Annotated in this window: 14 protein-coding genes; 7 read left to right on the top strand and 7 right to left on the bottom strand. The window is 69.9% G+C overall.

All coding sequences use genetic code 11. The features are described from left to right. Positions 1-5: 5 nt before the first annotated feature. Positions 6-635: a nucleotidyltransferase family protein gene (locus ABT008_RS25340; protein ID WP_350699071.1), complete on the bottom strand. Its 630-nt coding sequence runs from the start codon at positions 633-635 to the stop codon at positions 6-8. Positions 636-997: 362 nt separating this feature from the next. Between ABT008_RS25340 and ABT008_RS25335 the strand changes: the two genes are divergently transcribed. Continuing rightward, a complete protein-coding gene (locus ABT008_RS25335; RefSeq protein ID WP_350699069.1) occupies positions 998-2,164 on the top strand; it encodes a M14 family zinc carboxypeptidase in 1,167 nt (388 codons plus the stop codon). Between the two features lie 95 nt (positions 2,165-2,259). On the opposite strand, the gene ABT008_RS25330 is transcribed toward ABT008_RS25335, so the two are convergent. Beyond that, the gene (locus tag ABT008_RS25330; RefSeq protein ID WP_350699067.1) at positions 2,260-3,882 is read right to left on the bottom strand and encodes a hypothetical protein; all 1,623 of its coding nucleotides are present in this window, start codon (positions 3,880-3,882) and stop codon (positions 2,260-2,262) included. 104 nt (positions 3,883-3,986) lie between these two features. Beyond that, positions 3,987-4,679 carry a TetR/AcrR family transcriptional regulator gene (locus tag ABT008_RS25325; RefSeq protein WP_350699066.1) on the bottom strand — a complete coding sequence of 231 codons (693 nt, stop codon included), beginning with the start codon at positions 4,677-4,679 and terminating at the stop codon, positions 3,987-3,989. 110 nt (positions 4,680-4,789) lie between these two features. Between ABT008_RS25325 and ABT008_RS25320 the strand changes: the two genes are divergently transcribed. Continuing rightward, positions 4,790-5,755, top strand: coding sequence for an NAD-dependent epimerase/dehydratase family protein (locus tag ABT008_RS25320; protein ID WP_350699064.1), 966 nt, complete (start codon positions 4,790-4,792; stop codon positions 5,753-5,755). A gap of 82 nt (positions 5,756-5,837) precedes the next feature. On the opposite strand, the gene ABT008_RS25315 is transcribed toward ABT008_RS25320, so the two are convergent. The 3 genes from ABT008_RS25315 to ABT008_RS25305 all read right to left on the bottom strand — a co-directional run bounded on the left by ABT008_RS25315 (position 5,838) and on the right by ABT008_RS25305 (position 10,820). Then, complete coding sequence (locus tag ABT008_RS25315) at positions 5,838-7,043, bottom strand: acyltransferase family protein (protein ID WP_350699063.1); 1,206 nt, start codon at positions 7,041-7,043, stop codon at positions 5,838-5,840. Positions 7,044-7,598: 555 nt separating this feature from the next. Next, positions 7,599-9,719 carry an acyltransferase family protein gene (locus ABT008_RS25310; RefSeq protein ID WP_350699061.1) on the bottom strand — a complete coding sequence of 707 codons (2,121 nt, stop codon included), beginning with the start codon at positions 9,717-9,719 and terminating at the stop codon, positions 7,599-7,601. Positions 9,720-9,803: 84 nt separating this feature from the next. Then, positions 9,804-10,820, bottom strand: coding sequence for a TerC/Alx family metal homeostasis membrane protein (locus ABT008_RS25305; protein WP_350699059.1), 1,017 nt, complete (start codon positions 10,818-10,820; stop codon positions 9,804-9,806). Between the two features lie 447 nt (positions 10,821-11,267). On the opposite strand from ABT008_RS25305, the gene mgtE reads away from it, so the two are divergent. Continuing rightward, a complete protein-coding gene (gene mgtE, locus ABT008_RS25300; protein ID WP_350699057.1) occupies positions 11,268-12,596 on the top strand; it encodes a magnesium transporter in 1,329 nt (442 codons plus the stop codon). A 73-nt stretch (positions 12,597-12,669) separates the two neighbouring features. Here the strand turns inward: mgtE and ABT008_RS25295 are convergent, their stop codons facing one another. Continuing rightward, positions 12,670-14,073: a glycoside hydrolase family 62 protein gene (locus ABT008_RS25295; RefSeq protein WP_350699055.1), complete on the bottom strand. Its 1,404-nt coding sequence runs from the start codon at positions 14,071-14,073 to the stop codon at positions 12,670-12,672. A gap of 254 nt (positions 14,074-14,327) precedes the next feature. Between ABT008_RS25295 and ABT008_RS25290 the strand changes: the two genes are divergently transcribed. The 4 genes from ABT008_RS25290 to ABT008_RS25275 are packed head-to-tail and all read left to right on the top strand — an operon-like array spanning position 14,328 to position 18,417. Further along, complete coding sequence (locus tag ABT008_RS25290; RefSeq protein ID WP_350699053.1) at positions 14,328-15,905, top strand: phenylacetate--CoA ligase family protein; 1,578 nt, start codon at positions 14,328-14,330, stop codon at positions 15,903-15,905. A 2-nt stretch (positions 15,906-15,907) separates the two neighbouring features. Further along, entirely contained in the window at positions 15,908-16,348 is a 441-nt protein-coding gene (locus ABT008_RS25285; RefSeq protein ID WP_350699051.1) for a DUF4188 domain-containing protein, read from the top strand. Further along, a complete protein-coding gene (locus ABT008_RS25280; RefSeq protein WP_350699049.1) occupies positions 16,345-17,433 on the top strand; it encodes a GNAT family N-acetyltransferase in 1,089 nt (362 codons plus the stop codon). Before ABT008_RS25285 ends, ABT008_RS25280 begins: the two co-directional genes overlap by 4 nt. Beyond that, positions 17,434-18,417, top strand: a complete 984-nt coding sequence (locus ABT008_RS25275) for a nitroreductase family protein (RefSeq protein WP_350699047.1) — start codon at positions 17,434-17,436, stop codon at positions 18,415-18,417. The last annotated feature ends 181 nt before the right edge of the window (positions 18,418-18,598 follow it).

Here is an 18,598-nt window from a genome sequence, read left to right as displayed (position 1 = left end):
ACACGTCAGGCGCTCGCCGCCTCCCCGGCGGCGAGAAACCTGGCCCGGTCGGCCTCGGTGTCGATGTCACCGCCGTCGGCCACGTCGGCGACCGGTACGACCCGGATCTGCTCGGCACGTTCGCGCAGATAGGGACGGGCACCCACGTCACCGACGGCCGACGCGGCGACACCCGCCCAGTGCGCCCGGCCGAGCAGGACCGGGTGACCGCGCCCGGTGTGGTAGCCCGCCATCGCGAGCACCTGCGGCGCGGCGAGACCGACGAGCCGGCGTACCGCCTCGGGGGTGATGCCCGGCATGTCGACCAGGAGCACCAGCGCGGCCACCGCCGGGGTCGGCGTCAGCGCGGCGAGACCGGTACGCAGGGACGATCCCATCCCGCCGGCCCACTCCAGATTGACCACCACCGCCGCTCCGGCCAGATCGGCGCGGGCGGCGACCAGCTCCGCGTCGGCACCGAGCACCACGGTCACCGAGTCGCAGCCACCGGCCGCCAGGGTGGCCGCCGCACGTTCCACGAGCAGCCGGCCGTGCACCTCCACCAGCGCCTTGGGTCGCCCGTACCGGCGGCCCGCACCGGCCGCGAGCACCAGCCCGGCGACCGGCGGGCCGGACCCGGCACGTGTCGAATCCACCCCTGGACGTTAACACCGGGCAGCCGGGATCTCAGCGCCACCATTGCGCGGTGGACCGATTTTGAATAGTGCCGGCGACAACCGCCGCAGATCGATCGGCCACCGCGAACCTCAAAGTTTCCTCAAACACGCTGGTCGACACCGATGCACATTAACCAACGCCTTTAGTTTTGCCTCAGCCGATCGACGGATTCACGCCACCGAACGCCTGCCAGCAGGCGATACGTGGCCGCAGAGGACAGCGAAATCGAGGTGGAAGCCGGCCGGAAAACGCTCGGATCGACGCACCGCGCAGCCGAATTCATACAGATGTAGGAGGTCTGATGCACCGTCGCCTTTTGGTGTCGACAACTGTCGCAACAATGTGTGCCGTAACCCTGTTCGCGCCGTCCTCGTCGGCGGAGAACGTGAACGCGAACTGCGGCAATCTGCCCGGCAACCGATCCGCCTCCGGGTGGACCGACTACGCACAGCTCGGCAAGCAGCTCGCCCAGATCGAGGCGACCAGCAACGGCCGGGTCGCCGTGGACGTCATCGGCCAGTCCCACCGGGGTCGGGACATCTACACCGCCCGCGTCGGCACCGGTGACCGCGTACTGCTGATCACGAGCGAGATCCACGGCAACGAGAAGACCGGCACCGAGGCGCTGCTGCAGATGCTCAAGACCCTCGGCTCCAGCGGGAGCCCGCAGGCCAAGTTGATCCGGGACAACCTGACCATCGTCGCCGTTCCGAAGTTCAACCCCGACGGTGCGGAGCTGAACCGTCGGCAGAACGACTTCCCGTGGAACGAGGTGGTCGAGAAGTTCCCGCAGTTGGCCGGCACCAACGCGCCGTACTACTACAGCAACGGCGCGCGAGGCTTCGACGTCAACCGGGACTTCAGCGCGGACCTGACCGCCGAGCCCTCGCCCGCGACGCGGCCGTCCAACGAGACGCTGCCCGGCATGTACCTGACCAACGAGTCCCGGGCACTGCGTGACCTCTACGTCAACCTGCGCGACGAGTTCGGCAAGGTCCACGCCTACGTGGACCTGCACCACATGGGCCCGTGCAACGAGAACATCGGGACCGACCAGTACGTCACGGTGGCGCTGGACTTCCCGCCGCTCGGCTCGGAGGCCGCCGGCAACCCGAGGTACGCCGACTGGCCGCTGCTCGACCAGGACGCCTCCCGCCGGCACACGCTGGCCGCCGCGCTCGGCATGATGCAGCACGCGGGCAACGGCTCCGGCACCGGCTCGCCGTTCTTCGGTGGGGTCAGCCAGTACGTCCACTACCAGGTCTCGGACGGCTACAGCTTCGACCGTGACTACGCCGGGCAGGCCCGGTCGGCGTTCGCCCTCAACGGCAGCGCGAGCGTCCTGTTCGAGGTACGCGGCCAGTCCCACGCCTGGGGTCAGAAGCAGAAGGGTCAGCTGACCAAGGCCGTCGAGGCCGGCATCGTCGGCATCGCCGAGCGGATGGCGGACCGGTCGGTCGACAACCTGAACGGCGACGACTTCTACGAGCTGCCGAAGTACTGGTAGGCAGCACCACCAGGTGACCGGGCGCATCCGGTCACCGAGCGGGCCCCCTTCCCCGGGCGGGAAGGGGGCCCGTCGTCGTCGTGACGGTGGCCGGATCAGCCGATCGCGTACGCCCGGATGATCGTCACGTCGGTGTAGCCGCCGACGGTGTCCGTGACCCGCGCCCGCAACGAGACCGCGCCGGACGTCGGGTTGCCGACCTGGGCGGTCCAGACGCCGTTGATCTTCTTGACCGGTACCGAGCGCCAGGTCTTGCCGCCGTCGAAGGACGCCTTGGCGGTGACCGTCTTGACCTTCGGGTTCTTGCCCAGCTTGGCGTCCGGGCCGGCCTTGGGGCGGCTCAGCTTCAACTGGACGTTCGTGCTGCCGCCGGCCTTGGCCCGGTTGTGCAGGTCGAGGCCGTTGGGCAGCATGGTCAGCGCGTAGACGGGCGCGGTCACCGAGCTGTTCGGCTTCGCCTTGAACCGGTACGTGACGCTGGTCTTCGGCGAGAGCATCCCGGCCGGGAAGGTGATCTCCGGGTAGTAGCGGCTCGCGTCGTTGGTGAGCGTGTACCAACCACTCTTCTTGACCTTGTACTCAAGGCTGGTGAAGTACGGCTCCCAGCCCCTGTCCTTCTTGGTCTTGACCGTCTTGCCACCGAACTTCAGGGTCGCGGTCGCCTTGTCGCCGCCCTCGACGCTGCGGCGGGGGAAGCCGGGGTCGGCGAACATGTCGTTCAGCGAGTACGACAACCAGCCGTTGGTGAGCTGCGGCAGCCAGGTCGACGGCCCCCAGGCGGACCGGAAGAACCGCAGCGTGTACGACTTGCCCGCGCTGACCGTACGGGGGGCGAAGTAGTGCCCGACGACCGGTGCCGATCCGTCCTTGGCTTCGGTGTAGGCGTGTACCCCGACGTCCCACTTGCCGGCCGAGAGGCGGACCTTCGTCCGGTACGGCTGATCGGTGCTGACCAGGCCGGCGTACATGTCGCTGCCGCAGGAACGGTCGATCGGCTGCACCCCCAGGCTGCTGTAGTTCGCCGCCGACGGGCCGCGTCGGGTCTCCACGTCCACCGTCGCGAGCGAGGACTGCTTGAAGGTCCGCGTCGGGGTGCTCGGAACACTGGTCGTGGTGTACATGACCGCGTAGTGAGGGGACACTCCGGTGTGGTCGACCCAGGACCGCATCGCGGCGAAGGCCAGCCGTTTCGAGGAGTTCGGGACGACGTACAGCCCGCCGCCGGGGTCCCACCCGTCGACCGAGTAGGTCGCGGACGCGGAGCGGGTGCAGATCTGCCCGTTGGTCAGGATCTCCCGCCCGGCCGTGTCGATCGCCGGGCTGAGGCCGAGCGAGACCCGCTTGCCCTTGCGGGCGTCCACCGTGGTCTTGCTGGCCCCGGAGACCTTGACCGTGCGGGCACCGAGGGTCGAGGTGTCCCCGGTGCTGATCGCGGCGAGCACCGCGTAGGTGCCCTTCGGCAGCTTCTTGGCCTTGTTGGACTTGACCGAACGGCGCTCGTTGGTGGCGAGGTTGACCACGGTCGTGGTGACGGTGACCTTTTTGCCGTTGCGGTCCAGCGTGGTGACGGTCAGCGTGTTGGTCGCCGCGACCGCAGGCGCGCCGGCACCCAGCAGCAGCGCCGGCACCAGTGCCGACGCGACGGCGGCCCGGGCCAGGACGCGGGCACGCGAGGACGATCCGGGGCCGGAGGCGGCCCCGATGCGAGATGAGAACAATCCAGGAACTCCCGTGAGTGGAAGCCGATCCCGCAGTACGACAACGGCGGGAAAGCTGATGCTAGATGACATCCGCCGCCCGTACCGTCCCGTCCACAGTCGCGTCAGGGCAGGCCGATCAGGTCGGCCATCCGGCGCATCTGGTGGTCGAAGTACTCGTCCCGTGCGGTGATCAGGCCGTCGAGCTGGCCGAAGAGTTCGAAGCTGACGGCACCGAAGCAGTGGATCCAGCCGATGGAGCCCCGGGCCAGCAGGGTCTCGGGCAGTCCGGCGAAGAGGTGATCCCGCACGGTGGCGAGGTCGGCGTGCACCGGACCGGGCAGCTCGTCCGGCCCAGGATCGGCCAGGACGCCGGTGGTGAAGCCGTCGAGCAGGATCCGGATCAGGGTGGTCGGGGTCCGGGACGCCGCCACGGTGGTCTCCTGCGGTGCGGCGTATCCGGGGACCGGGCTGCCGAACAGCAGGGCGTACTCGGCCGGGTGGGCCAGCGCCCAGCGGCGTACCGCGCGACACACGGCGAGCCACCGGCCGCGCAGGTCGGTGCGGTCGGTGACCTCGGCGTCGGCCGCCTCGGCCGCGTCACCGAGGACCTGGTAGCCGTCCAGGATCAGCGCGGTGAGCAGCTCGTCCCGGCTCGGGAAGTAGCGGTAGATCGCCGAGGAGACCATCCCCATGTCCCGGGCGACGGCACGCAGCGACAGGTTCGCCCCCTCTGCGGCGAGGTGGCGGCGGGCGATCGTCTTGATCTCGTTGATCATCTCGGCTCGGGCCCTGGCCCGGATGGCGGCGGCAGGCATACCGGAGAGTGTCGCACACATTCGAGAGCACTGCTCTTGACGAAGGGCGCCCCCATGAATGAGCATTGGTCTCAACAGAGAGCACTGCTCTCAACCGAGGGGAGACTTCGATGGCCGTTCACCTGATCGTCGGCGCCGGCATGGTCGGCTCGACCACCGCGCGACTGCTCGCCACGCGTGGGGAGCAGGTCCGGATCGTCAGCCGGTCCGGGCGGGGCCCGATCCACGCCCGCGTCGAGCGGATCGCCGCCGACGCCACCGACGCCGACCGGCTCAGCGAGCTCGCGCAGGGCGCGACCGCCGTCTACAACTGCCTCAATCCCGCCTACCACCGCTGGCTCACCGACTGGCCACCGATGGCCACCGCGCTGCTCACCGCCGCCGAGCGGTCCGACGCGCCACTCGTGATCGCCGGCTGCCTCTACGGGTACGGCGAGGTCAGCGGGCCGATGACCGAGCAGACCCCGCTCGCCGCCACGCACCCCAAGCTGCGGATGCGCGCCGACATGTGGCGCGACGCCCTCGCCGCCCAGCGCGCCGGTCGCCTCCGCGCCGTCACCGAGGTACGCGCCAGCGACTACCTCCAGGCGCAGTCGATCCTGACCTTCTTCCTCGGTCAGCCGCTGCTCGCCGGACGTCGTGCCGTCGTCCCCGCCCCGCTCGACGTGCCGCACACCTGGACCTCGATCAACGACGTGGCGGCCATGCTGGTCACCGCCGCCACCGACGAGCGGGCCTGGAACCGCCCCTGGCACGTGCCGAGTGCGGCGCCGATGACGATCCGGCAGCTCGCCACCCGCTTCACCGAGCTGGCCGGCGTGCCCGCGCCGAAGCTCACCAGCGCTCCCGCACCGGTCTTCCGGGCCGCCGGCCTGTTCGTTCCGATGCTCCGTGAGTTCCAGACCACGGCATACCAGTTCGCGCGACCGTTCGTGATGGACTCCTCGGCCGCCACCACCGCGTTCGGCCTGCGTCCCCAGCCGATCGACGAGGCGCTGCGCGAGGCGATCGCGCTGCTGCGCAACGCATCGGGCACGAGCGCCGACGCCGCTGCACCCTCCTCGGCCGCCGCCTGATGACGACACCGCACGCGAGAAACGGTGGTCCGAGGACCACCGTTTCTCGTTGCCGCCTACGTGGCCGACGCCCTACCGAGGTTCAGGAGACCGGCACGGTCTGCCGGGTCTCCGCGTCGCGGTCGACCCGGCTACGCGCCCGTACGCTCTCGGTCTTGAGTCGCAGGGCGGGACGTTCCACCAGGTGCCAGGAGGGTACGGCGAAGAGCATGGTGCCGAGCAGGCTCAGCACGATGTAGCCGAACATCCCGAACTCGGCACCACCGACCAGGGCGAGGACCTGCTGCACCGGGAAGCCGTAGATGTAGAGGCCGTAGGTGTAGTCGTGCCGGCGGCTGATCCGGGACAGTTGCTTCGGCAGCGCCACCGCGGCGTACAGCACCAGGTAGCCGAAGGCCGGCAGGCCGACGGCGAAGAAGCCGCCCTTGAGCAGCGAGCCGGTCAGCACGACACCGGCCACCATCGCCCACACACCGTTGACCGGGATGCGGTGTGCGTACAGACGGGCGGCCGTGCCGAGCAGGAACAGGAAGCCGAGCATCAGCGTCCAGTCGGCGGCGAAGGCACCGAGCAGCGGGAACGGCCCGATCGCGCCGTGCTGCGGCGGGCGTGAGGTGATGGTCGGTCCGTTGAGGAAGTCCCACAGGATCAGCGCATAGCAGACGAACGTCAACAGCAGGACGGCACGCGGCGACCGGCGCAGCACCGCGGTCATCATCAGCAGGGCCACCACGCCGTAGAACGCCAGGTCGTACCGGAGGGTCCAGAGCGAGCCGTCGAACGCGCTCGGACCGCCACCGAGCCGCCCGTACGGCGTGTCGGCGAGCAGACCGGAGATCGGGAACTGCTCCATCGAGGCGAGAATGTTCGTGGTGACGTAGTCGAACGGGCCCTCCGGGTGTCCCCAGAAGCCGTCGAGGTTGCCGTTCTCGTAGAGGGCCACCAGCGGCGCGATGACGAAGGCCGTGACCAGCAGGCAGACCCACAGGCCGGGAAACACCCGCAGCAGGCGGGCGCGGATGTACTGCGGCAGGGACGAGCGCAACGCGCTGTCGGTGATGAGGAACCCGGAGATCAGGAAGAAACCGTAGAGGGAGATCGTGCCGATGTCGCTCTGGCCCGCGAAGAGGCCCGTCCCGAGATTGCCCACCCCGAATCCGATCGGCCCGGCATGGGCGATGATCACTCCGCACGCCATCGCCAGGCGCAGCGCGCCGAACGCGTTGCGCTGGGCCGAGTATCTGTCCTGCAGCGTCGGCGAGCGCCCTGTGTTGAACCACGCCTGCACGTGACGACTCCTTTTCCGACCAGATCCGAACGGAGGTCGAGTCGTCGTGCCGACCGCCGCATGTGACACATGCAGTATCGGCATATTCGCGGCTTTCATCCCGATTTTCGTGATTTGTCCACTCTGCACGCGACGGGCAGGCGGCAGCGGACCCCATGACGGCCGCCAGCGGCGGTCGTGGCCGACTCGCACCACGACCGCCGCTGGGCAGATGTCCGAGCAGACCGTCGACCATTGTCCACAGTGCACCGACCCGGGCCGATGAACCGGCGCAGGCGCGGGTCACCTCTGGGCGGAGCCCGAACGCGGCGTGGCGACCTCTGCGGCGCGTACCCGGATGCTGTCCGGAATCGGCCGGCTCGTGTCGTCTCCTCGGGTCCACGAGGAGACGGCGAGATCGGAGGGCGTCCTGTTGCACCCGGCCGGGTGCCGACCAGGCTCAGGACCGCCCGCGACGTTCGACTTCTCGTACGTCGCCCAGCATCACACCACCGATCCGGACAAGTAGGCAAAAACTTCCCAAATAACCCAGAAGACTGAATCCGCTGTGCCGCCTCACGACAGGTGCCGCGCGGTGTGCCGGAGCAGGAAGTCGTCAAGTCGTGGCGCGAGACGGCGCGCGTACGTGGCCGTCAGGTGGTGCGCGTCCCGATAGACGAGCACCCCGTCGATCACCGCGGGACAGCGCTCGCCCGGACAGATCGCGTCGTTGAAGTCGGCCAGATGCATCTGCGCCACGGTGGCCGCCGCCCGCTCCTGCGGTACGCCCCAGACGAGCGCGGGTTGGCGCGGCTGGGCGCAGGCGCTGAGCCGTTCCCGGTTGGCGGAGACGCACTCGGCCATGTCCACCCGGAACGCCGGAGTGGCTCGGATGACCACCAGCGGCACCCCTGCCCCGGTCAACTCGGACCAGGTCCGGGCGAGCGCCTCCGTCTGCGCGTCGGCCGTCGACGGCCCGGGTGCCGGCGTAGCGCCATCCATCAGCGGGATCTGGGTCACGCTGGAGGCGATCAGCAGCCGGGGTCGTCGCTCGCCGGTGAGCGCCGTCCGCAGTTCGCGGTTCCATTCCGTACAGCTCTCGTCGACCCGTCCGCCGACGACCGTCGGGGCGGTCATGAGCGAACAGGCGGTCTTGATGTAGGTGACCAACCGCCAGCCACGTTCCGTCGCGACCTGCTGCAACGCCGGCACCCAGTGCGCCGCGTGCGAGTCGCCGGCCAGCGCGACCTCCACCGGCGAGTCACGGTCGCCGTAGACGCAGGTGCGCAGGCTCGACTCCTGCGCCTGCGTGACACAGTCGTCCCGGTAGACGTCGGACAGGTCGTCCCGAGCGTGGAGCGGGTCGGGCGTGATCCGGGCGAAGCGGTCCACCAGCGCCGGATCGCCGCCGGGCGACGCCGGACCGGCACCGGCGAGCTGCGTGGGGCCCGGTGCGGCCGGCGGCCGTACCGCGAGGCTCAGGCCGACACCGGCCAGGACGGTCAGGCTGGTGGCGACCAGTCCCATCCGCAGGGTGCGGGCCGGGGAGAACTGCGCGTACCGGAACGGGTTCTCCACCAGGTAGTGGGTCAGCACCGCCGGGACCGCGGAGCAGAGGATCATCGCCAGGCCGGCACCGGTCCCCAACGGGCCCCAGCGCGCCTCGGCGACGACCAGCAACGGCCAGTGCCAGAGATACCAGGAGTACGAGACGACCCCGACCGCCCGCATCGACCGCCTCTCCAGCAGCAGCGCGGGCCCGTACCGCCCGGCCCCGGGACCGGCCGCGATGATCGCCACCGCGCCGAGGGTGGGCAGCAGCGCGAGGTGTCCCGGATAGGCCGCATCCGGCCCGATCAGCACCGCGCCGATGGCGATCATGGCCATGCCTGCCCAGCCGAGCGTGACCGCGGCCGGTCGGGGCAGCCGGGAGAGGTGGCCGCTCAGGATCGCCAGCGCACCGCCCAGCGCCAGTTCCCACATCCGGGTGGTGGTGACCAGGTACGCCCGCGCGGGCTCGGTCTGGCTCAGGTGCACCGACCAGGCCAGCGACGGTACGCCGACCAGAGCGATCGCCACGAGCACCGGCACGGACGTCCGGTCGACGAAGAACCGTCGGCGGTGCCGACCACGGACGTCCACCGGCGATCGCGCCTCGACCGACTGCGCCCGTCGGCGACCGAGCGCCACGGCGGTCAGCAGGAGCAGCGGCCAGACCAGATAGAACTGCTCCTCGACGGCGAGCGACCAGAAGTGCTGGAGGATGCTCGGCGCCTCCTCCGACCGCAGGTAGTCGGTCGACTGCTCGACCAGCCGCCAGTTCATCGCGTAGACCGCGCTGGCCAGGGCGTCCCGAGCGGTCTCGGACCACCGGATCGGCGGCAGGAAGAGGTACGTGAGCAGCATGCTCGCCACGACGACGACGCTGGCGGCGGGCAACAGTCGCTTGGCGCGCCGTACGTAGAACGCGATGATGGAGATCCTGCCGGTCCGGCGCATCTCGTCGACGAGCAGACCGGTGATCAGGAAGCCGGAGATCACGAAGAAGACGTCGACGGCGACGAAGAATCCCGGCAGCGCTGCCACGCCGGCATGCCCGACCAGCACCAGCACGAGCGCGAGACCGCGCAGCCCTTCGACGTCATCGCGGAACCGGCCCGTCAGGATCGTCCCGGCGCGTTCGACTGATCGCGTCATCTCCACCCCTCTCGGGGCGGAGCATAGAACCGATATGGGGGCTTTTGACCGTTTTTACGTCGACTGGCTCCACCGGTCGACGGGTCACCGCCGTTCGGTGACGACCTCCTTGGAGCCCGGCACCACGTTGCGGGTGGCGCGCAGGCTGGTGATCGTCACGACCGTCAGCACACCGATGATGACCAGCAACGACGCCGCCGTCGGGATCAGCGGGACGCCTTCCCAGACACCGTGCGCCCAGTGCAGGCCGAGCTTGACGCCGATGAACGCCAGGATCACGGCCAGGCCGTAGCTGAGGTGGACCAGGCGGCTCAGTGCCGCGTGCAGCACGAAGTAGAGCGCCCGCAGGCCCAGCAGCGCGAAGGCGTTGGTGGCGAAGACGAGGTACGGGTCCTCGGTGATGCCGTAGACCGCCGGCACCGAGTCCACCGCGAAGACCGCATCGGTGGCGAAGACCGCCACCACCACCAGCGCCAGCGGCGTCAACGCCCGACGGCCGTTCACCCGGACGATCATCTTGGTGCCGTGGTACTCGTGCACCACCGGCATGAACTTGCGCAGTAGCCGCACCGAGCGCATGGTGCCGATGTCCACCGTCTGCTCGTGTCCGGTGAACGCGTCCCGCAGCAGCTTCGCGGCGGTGAACAAGAGGATCAACGCGAAGATCAGGAACGCGAAGTCCAGCGTCTGCAACGCCGCCGCACCCAACGCGATGAAGACGCTCCGCAGCACCAACGCCCCGGCGATGCCGAAGAGCAGCACCCGCTGGGCCAGCTCGGTCGGCACCGCGAACGCCGCCAGCAGCAGCATGAACACGAACAGGTTGTCCACCGACAGCGACTTCTCGACCAGATAGCCGGTGAGGAAGTGGACGCCCTGCTCGGAGCCGAACTCGGACCACACCCAGGCACCGAAGATCAGCGGCAGCGCGATGTAGAAGGCCGACCAGCCCAACGCTTCCTTCAGCGACACCCGGTGCGGGCGATGGGTGACCGCGAAGTCGAGCACCAGGAGGGCCAGCACCCCGACGATGGTCACCGTCCAGAGCAACGGCGTGCCCACGGAGTGAAGTTCACCGGCGGAGTAAGACAATTCGGGCATGGGCCTTCCTCGAACACCGTGCATGTTCGAGGTCTCCTTCACCCACCGTTCGTGGGCAACCACCCGAGGCACACCCGGGGTGCGCCGTACTGACCGGTATGGTTCGTGGGAAGTACTCCCCTCGTACCGCCAAGGTTAGGACAGGCCGACCCCGGCCGCCAGGCGTCGGCGCGCGGCGCGTCGGCATGACGGCACCCCGCCCGCTCCGCACGAGGTGGGCGACACCGGCCCGGGCGCGACCGTGGTGGAGATCACCGAGGGCGTCGCGGCACGTCACCGACAGCGATCGCGGTGTACGGAGCGGACACACCCACCGTCGAGGCCGCGCACCCGGCTGCCGATCGGTATGGCCTGGGCCACGCCGGGCGGATTGTCGGCGTACTCGGCATGTGTGCCGGGTAGCTACGGAACTTTGCACCGACCAGCGCCACCTGCGGAGGTGATCTGATGACCGGGACGTTGCAGCAGCTCGTCGACCGCAACGACCTCGAGATGATCCGTGGGTGGTTGGACAGCAGACCGCCGTACGAGATCGCCGACGAACTCGCCCGACTCGACGCGGTCGCCGCCGGTGTGCCGTTCCGGCTGCTCGACAAGGACCCGGCACTCGCCGTCTTCGAGGAACTGGATCCGGTGGACCAGCAGCGCATCCTGGTGGGGCTGCGCGACCAGGCGTTCCACGAACTGGTCGAGGAGATGGACCCGGACGACCGGGCCCGCATGCTCACCGAGGCGCCGGCCAAGGTCGCCCGGCGCGTCCTGGCCGGGCTGTCGCCGCGCGAGCGACAGATGACCGCCGAGCTGCTCGGTTATCCGCCCGGCTCGGTCGGGCAGATCATGACGCCGGAGGCGGTCGCGCTGCCCCGACAGGTGACTGCCGCCCAGGCGCTCGACGTGGTGCGGCGCAAGGGCGCCGAGGCCGAGACCGTGTACGTGTTGCCGGTGGTCGACCCGGGCCGCCGCCTGGTCGGCGTGGTGGAGTTGCGGGACCTGGTGCTGAGCGCCGCCGACGTGCCGGTGGCCGATCTGGTCGACACCCACGTGTTCCGGGCCCGCGCCACCGACCCGGCCGAGGAGGCCGCCCGCCTGATGCGGGAGACCAACACCATCGCCCTGCCGGTGGTGGACAGCGAGGACCGACTCGTCGGCCTGCTCACCATCGACGACGCGATGGAGATCATCGAGGCGGCGGACACCGAGGACGTGGCCCGTCAGGCCGGTACCGCGCCCTGGCCCGGTCACTACATGGCGGTGAGCGTCTGGCGGTTGGCCCGCTCCCGGGCACCCTGGTTGCTGCTGCTCATCGTCGCCTCGGTGCTCACCGTCAACGTGCTCCAGGCGTTCGAGGCCACGCTGTCGCAGGTGACCGCGCTGGCCCTGTTCATCCCGCTGCTCGTGGGCACCGGCGGGAACGCGGGTGCCCAGGCCACCACCTCCGCCGTACGCGCTCTCGCGCTGGGTGAGTTGCGCGGCTCGGACCTGCCGGCGGTGATCTGGCGGGAGTCCCGGGTCGGTCTGCTGCTCGGCGCGTTGCTGGCAGCGGTCGGTCTGGTCGTCGGCGTGGTCGTGGTCGGCGGCGAGATCGCCCTGGTCGTCGGCGTCTCGCTGGTGATCATCTGCGCCTGGGCCGCCACCGTCGGCGCCACCATGCCGCTGTTGGCCAAGCGGCTCCGCATCGACCCGGCGGTCGTCTCCGCGCCGATGGTGACCACGCTCGTCGACGCCACCGGATTGATCATCTATTTCGGCGTCGCGCACGTCGTGCTGACGTTCTGACCTGACCCTGATCGCACTGACAGCCATGCACCCGACGGGCCGGTCGTAGGCCCGTCGGGTGCATGGTGGTGGCTCAGCGTTGCAGGGTGAGCAGTCCGGGACGGTACGGCAGGAGACCGTAGTCGCCGCCCGAGTTCGGTGAACGGCCCTGGTAGAGCAGTTGCAGGTTGCAGGCGTTCACGGTCATGGTCTGGTCGGCGTTGGTGCGCAGCAGCTCACCGTGGCTGATGTCGTTGGTCCAGGTGGCGCCGCTGTTGGCCTTACCGGCGAAGGGGTTGCTCTCGGTGGCCGCCTGCGGGGTCCAGGTGCCGCCCAGGCTGGTGGCGGTGAACGACCGGAAGTAGCGTCCCTGCGAGCCGATGGCCTCGACGAGCATGAGGTACCGGTTCTCACCTTCGAGCTTGTAGACCTGCACGCCCTCGAAGAGGTTGTTCGTGGTGTCGGTCATGATCGTCGTGTAGTTCGAGCCGAAGCTACCCGGGAAGTTCCCGATCGGCATGCTGGCCCGGTAGATGCGGCCGTTGTCCCCGGCGAAGAAGAGGTACATGTTCTGGCTGTCGCCGATGACGGCCTGGTCGATGGGGCCGGTGTTGGAGTTGGAGATGCTGCCGCTGAACAGCGTCTGCGGTGCGGACCAACTGTTCACGTTGGTGGGGTTGGTGGAGGTGCGGTACGAGAACGCCGGGCCACCCCACTGGTATGCCAGGACCCAGACGTTGCGCGGCGCGAAGTAGAACAGCGACGGGGCCACGGCGGAGAACGGCATCTGGTTCTGGCTGGCCGAGCCCATCTGGTTCCAGTTGGAGAACAGGCCGAAGTTCATCGACCCCCAGCTCGTGCCGGTGTCGTGGGTGGTGGCGTAGACGAGCTGCTGACCGTTGTAGGGCGCGTGGGTGAAGTCCTTCAACGACACCCAACCCGCACGCGGCTGCGCCAACGCGCCGGTCGAGGACCACCGGTACGACGACGGCAGCGAGCAGTTACCCGACGGCGGCGGAGTGGTCGGGGGCGGGGTGGTCGGCGGCGGCGTGGTCGGCGGCGGGGTCGTCGGAGTCGTGCCGCCGTTGCAGGTCACGCCGTTGAGAGCGAAGCTGGTCGGTGCCGGGTTGCTGCTCGTCCAGGAGCCGTTGAACCCGAAGGACACCGAGCCGTTGGTCGGAATCGCGCCGTTGTAGCTCACGTTCCTCGCGGTCACCGCCGTGCCGCTCTGCGTCAACGTGGTGTTCCAGGACTGCGTCACCGTCTGCCCGGCGCCGAAAGACCAGGTCAACGTCCAACTGCTCAACGGATCGCCGAGATTCGTGATCGACACGTTGGCGCCGAATCCACCCTGCCACTGCGACGACACGGCGTACGTGACCGAACAACCTGCCGCTGCGGCGCCGGCCGGCGGCGCGACGACGGCCACCGCCGACGTCGCCAGCATCGCCACGCCGGCCGACACCAGACTGGCATTGAACATTCTGGATCTAGCCATAAAGCATCCTTCCCAGCACGGAATCGACCAGCGCATTCGCGAAGGTCATTGTTAGGTGAGCGTTAACATACGTGTCAGGCATGCTACGGGAGCGCTCCCAACCCCTCAACCTTTGACGCCGATGGATGCGATTTAGGTCTTTGCGCCCAACCGAGGCCGGTGCCGACGCCCACGCGCACCTGGGTACGCGTACTCAACCCGGTCCGGCCCGCGCGCTCAGGTGTCGGCGCGTCGGCGCGAACAGGATTGGCGACATGGCCGAACTGCCGCACCGACACATCGCCCTGGGTACCGCCGAGTCACCGTTGCCGGCGCTGGCCGCGCGGTGCCGACAGACGACGCTGGCGACCGGCGGCCGCGCGGTCGCCGCGCTGACCCGGCTCGCCGGTCGTCACCCCGCCGGATGGCGGTGGCTGGCCCGGCGGCACCACCCGCTCCTGGACCGGCTGGCCGCGGCGAACGCCCAGGCGGTCTGCGAGCGGGCCGCCCGACAGGTCCCCGCGTACCGGTCCTTCCTGCGCACCCGCCCGGCCCGTGCCCGCCGCCGGCTGGCCGACTTTCCGGAGACCGACAAGCACGGGTACGTGACGGCCTACGACGCCGCCGCACGCTGCTGGCAGGGACGCATGCCGACCCGGGGAGTGGTGGTCGACGAGTCGGCCGGTTCGTCCGGGCGGCCGTTCAACTGGCCCCGGGGCGACCGGGAACTGCGCGCGGTGCACCGGGACATCGCCGGCTACACCGGACTGGTCTTCCCGATGCGCCGACCGTTCGTCATCAACGCGTACTCGATGGGGGCCTGGGCCACCGGGACCACGACCGGCGCGGCGATGTCCCGGATCGCGGTCGTGAAGAACACCGGCCCGGACCTCGGGAAGATCGTCGACACGCTGCACGAGTTCGGTCCCGACTACGACTACCTGGTGACCGCCTACCCGCCGTTCCTCAAGCACCTGCGGGACCGGCTCGACGCCGGCGGCTTCGAGTGGGGGAAGTACCGCGTCTTCGCCAGTTGCGGGGGCGAGGGCATGACCGAGGCGCTGCGCGACTACCTGGAGCAGCGGTTCGCCCTGGTCCGCTCCGCGTACGGGGCCTCGGACCTGACCATCGGCATCGGTGCCGAGACCCGGTTCACGGTGTGGCTGCGGCGGCGGTTGCAGACCGACCGTGGGCTGCGTGCCGAGCTGCTCGGTGCCGACGAGCAGCGGCTGCCGATGGTGTTCCAGTACAACCCGTTCTCCACCTACCTGGAGACGAACGACCGCCGGGAGCTGGTGTGCACGGTCACCGGTGACGTGCTCCAGCCCCGACTGCGCTACAACATCGGCGACGAGGCGGTGCTGGTGCCGTACCAGCGGATCGTGGAGCTGGCACACGCCGATCCGGTCCGCCGGGCCGAGTTCCGCACCGCCGTCTCCGTCGAGCGGATGACCCTGCCGGTGCTGCTGTTGTTCGGCCGGCGCGACTCCACCGTCTCCTACCTGGGAGCGAACCTCTATCCCCAGGACGTCGAGTACGGCCTCTACACCGGCAACCCGCACGCCGCCGAGATCAACCGCTTCTGCCTGACGCTGGTCGAGGACGCGTCGCTGGAGACCCGGCCGGTGATCCACATCGAACTGCGCCGCCCGCTGCCCGAGTCGCAGCGCGACGCGCTCGTCGCCGCCTGCCGCAGCGGCGTACGCCGGCACCTCACCTCGGTCTCCCGGGACTTCGCGCAGTCGCTGCTGGAGGACCCGACCGCCGGTGACCTGCGGGTGGAGCTGCACGAGCCGGGCAGCGGCCCGTTCACCGGCGAACAGAAGATCAAGAACGTCTACCTGGTGAGGTGATCATGCGTACCCGTGACTTCTCCCGCGCGCCCGCGCAGGCCCGCGCCGGCGCCATGTTCATCGGCGGGACCCGCTACGCCAATCCGCTGGTGCTGCTGCGACTGGCCCCGGACTGGTTCCGGATGGTCCGTGACATGCGCCGGATGTCGGGCTACTGCTGGCACACCGTCTACTGGCAGTTCCCGCTCACGCTCGGCACGATCGCGTTCTTCACCGACCGCGACGCGATGCTGCGCTTCGCGCGTACCCGCCACCATCGGAAGCTGATGGCCTGGCTGACCGACGGCACCCGCAACGCGACCGCCGGGTTCATCCGGCTCTACACGGCCTCGCCGGACGGGTACTCCAACGGCACCTGGCGCGCCGAGGGGCCGGAGATGGGGCACATCGACACGTTCACGCCGCTCGGTGCGGAGACGACCGGCCCGGCGGTGATCCGGTGAGTTCCGACGCGTACCGCTTCGAGCGGGTCACCTGCCGCCGTGGCCTGCGGGAGTTCCTCGGGCTCACCGACCGCCTCTACGCCGACGAGCCGCGCCACGTGCCCACCCCGCGCCAGCAGATCCGGCAGTGGTGGCAGGACGGCATACCGATGTACGTGCTGCGGGACGCCACCGGCACGGTGGTCGGCCGGACCACCCTACACACCGACGCGGCCTTCGACGCCAAGATCGGCCGCCGGTGCCAACTCTTCGGGCTGACCGAGTTCACCGCCCCGGCCGCTCGACCGTTGTTCGACGCGATCTCCGCGCACGCCGATCCCGACCGGGACCTGCTCTTCGGCCCGGTGGCGCTACTGCCCAACCAGGCCGGTGGCGTGATCACCTCCGGGTACGCCGAGCGCGGCTTCGTCGACAGCGCCTGGAACCCGGCGCACTACGCGGCGGCGTACGAGGCGTACGGGTTCCAGCGCCGGTTCGAGTCGGACACCTGGATCTGCCCGGTGCCCACCCCGGCCGAAGCGGCGCCACCGGTACGCGTCGACCCGGACGGGGCGCGGATCGAGCTGCACCGGGGTGACGTACGGCGTCTCGACGACCAACTCGACCTGCTGCGCGGCATGTTGAACGACTCCTTCGCCCAGCTCGGGTACTACACCCCGATCTGCGCCTGGCAGCTCCGGCGGCAGACCGACGGGCTGGCGTACCTGCTGGACGAGTCGTTGCTGCTCTATCTGACCCGGGACGGTCAACCGGTGGCGTTCACGCTGTGCGTACCGGACATCAGCGAGTTCATGGTGGCGGTCCGGGGCGACCTGCACCTGGTCAACCAGATCCGGCTGCTCGGCACCCGCCGCCGCTACCGGCGGGAGGCGGTGCTGATCGTCAAGGGTGTGGTCCCGGAGTACCAGGGGCGCGGCTACCAGCGGTTGCTCTCCACACACCTGCACCACAACCTGCACACCGCCGGCTACACCGCGCTGCGCAGCACCTACGTCGGTCGGGACAACCCGGCGTCGGCGGCCCAGTACCGGCGGCTCGGTGGCCGCCCGTTGCACGGCTACACCTTCTATGCCAAGGAGCGGTAGGTGGACGTCGCCGCGTTCCGCGCCCTCGAACCGCTCTGCTGGCGGGCACCGAGCGCGCACAACACCCAGCCGTGGCGGCTGCGGTACGAGCCCGGGCAGATCCGGGTCGGGTGGAACCCGGCGTACACCCTGCCGGCGGCCGACCCCACCGGCCGGGACCTGCGCCTGTCCCTGGGCGCGTTCGTGGAGACCTGCCTGATCGTCGCCGCCGACGCCGACCTGTCGCTGGAGTACGTCGCCGACCACGACGACCCGTGGGTGGGCCGGCTCCGGCCGGCACCGAGCCGCTACCCGACGCCCTTCCGCACCACCGAGGTCTGGGATCGGCGTACCCACCGGGGCGGTTTCGTCGACGGGCCGGACAGCGACGCGCTCGCGGCAGTGGACGCGGTCGCCCGGCAGGTCGGCGGCAGCGTCCGGACCGTGCCGCACGCCGACCGCCTCGGCGCGCTCCTACGCGAGGCCGACCGGCAGGTGTACGCGGACCCGGCGGTCGTCGCCGAACTGCGCCGCTGGCTGCGGCTGACCTCCGCGCATCCCGACTACCGCGCCGACGGCCTCACCGACCGCTGCCTCGGGCTCTCCCGCCCGGCCGCGAACGGGCTGCGGGCGGCGCTGGCCGCGTATCCGGCGCTACGGCGGCTGGGGTTGCCGAGGCTGCTCGCCGCTGCCGACAATCCGCTCGCCCGAGGCGGCGACGTGCTGGTCCTGGTCGCGCCGGAAGGGCTGGACCGGACCGGGCAGGTGGAGTTCGGGCGGGTGCTGCTGCGGTGCTGGTTGACGCTGCACGCGGCCGGGTTGGCGGCGCACCCGCTGAGCCAACTCGTCGACGTCGCGGCCACTCGGACGGCGCTCGGCACGCTGTTGGACGTGGCACCGGACCGGTTGTTGCACGTGACCAGGGTGGGCCGCCCCACCCGACCGGCACCCCGATCCGCACGCCGCGTCACCGGCAGTGAACACCCCAGCGCCGCCCCGGTGTAAGGAAGGGACCCTTTCAATACACCAGGCGTTAGTAGGGGACCCCTCCTTACATCTCGGGCGCCGGCCGGAGGGACAACCAGGTTGCGGACGGTCACCTCGGAGGCGACACGTTGCAACATTGACATGGATCGTTGACACGGCATACATTCGTGCCGATCTGGCAAGCGCTTTCATCACCGCC

The organism is Micromonospora sp. NPDC002389 (assembly GCF_040296095.1).
Classification (GTDB): Bacteria; Actinomycetota; Actinomycetes; order Mycobacteriales; family Micromonosporaceae; genus Micromonospora.
Note: the sequence above shows the minus strand (reverse complement) of the source record. Positions and strands in the feature narration are given on the sequence as shown.

Bases quoted from the DNA above. Each gene is read 5' to 3' on its own strand.
- ABT008_RS25335 (WP_350699069.1), top strand. From the start codon at position 998: ATGTGTGCCGTAACCCTGTTCGCGCCGTCCTCGTCGGCGGAGAACGTG.
- ABT008_RS25320 (WP_350699064.1), top strand. From the start codon at position 4,790: ATGGCCGTTCACCTGATCGTCGGCGCCGGCATGGTCGGCTCGACCACC.
- mgtE (WP_350699057.1), top strand. From the start codon at position 11,268: ATGACCGGGACGTTGCAGCAGCTCGTCGACCGCAACGACCTCGAGATG.
- ABT008_RS25285 (WP_350699051.1), top strand. From the start codon at position 15,908: ATGCGTACCCGTGACTTCTCCCGCGCGCCCGCGCAGGCCCGCGCCGGC.
- ABT008_RS25325 (WP_350699066.1), bottom strand. From the start codon at position 4,679: ATGCCTGCCGCCGCCATCCGGGCCAGGGCCCGAGCCGAGATGATCAAC.
- ABT008_RS25290 (WP_350699053.1), top strand. From the start codon at position 14,328: ATGGCCGAACTGCCGCACCGACACATCGCCCTGGGTACCGCCGAGTCA.
- ABT008_RS25305 (WP_350699059.1), bottom strand. From the start codon at position 10,820: ATGCCCGAATTGTCTTACTCCGCCGGTGAACTTCACTCCGTGGGCACG.
- ABT008_RS25295 (WP_350699055.1), bottom strand. From the start codon at position 14,073: ATGGCTAGATCCAGAATGTTCAATGCCAGTCTGGTGTCGGCCGGCGTG.
- ABT008_RS25310 (WP_350699061.1), bottom strand. From the start codon at position 9,719: ATGACGCGATCAGTCGAACGCGCCGGGACGATCCTGACGGGCCGGTTC.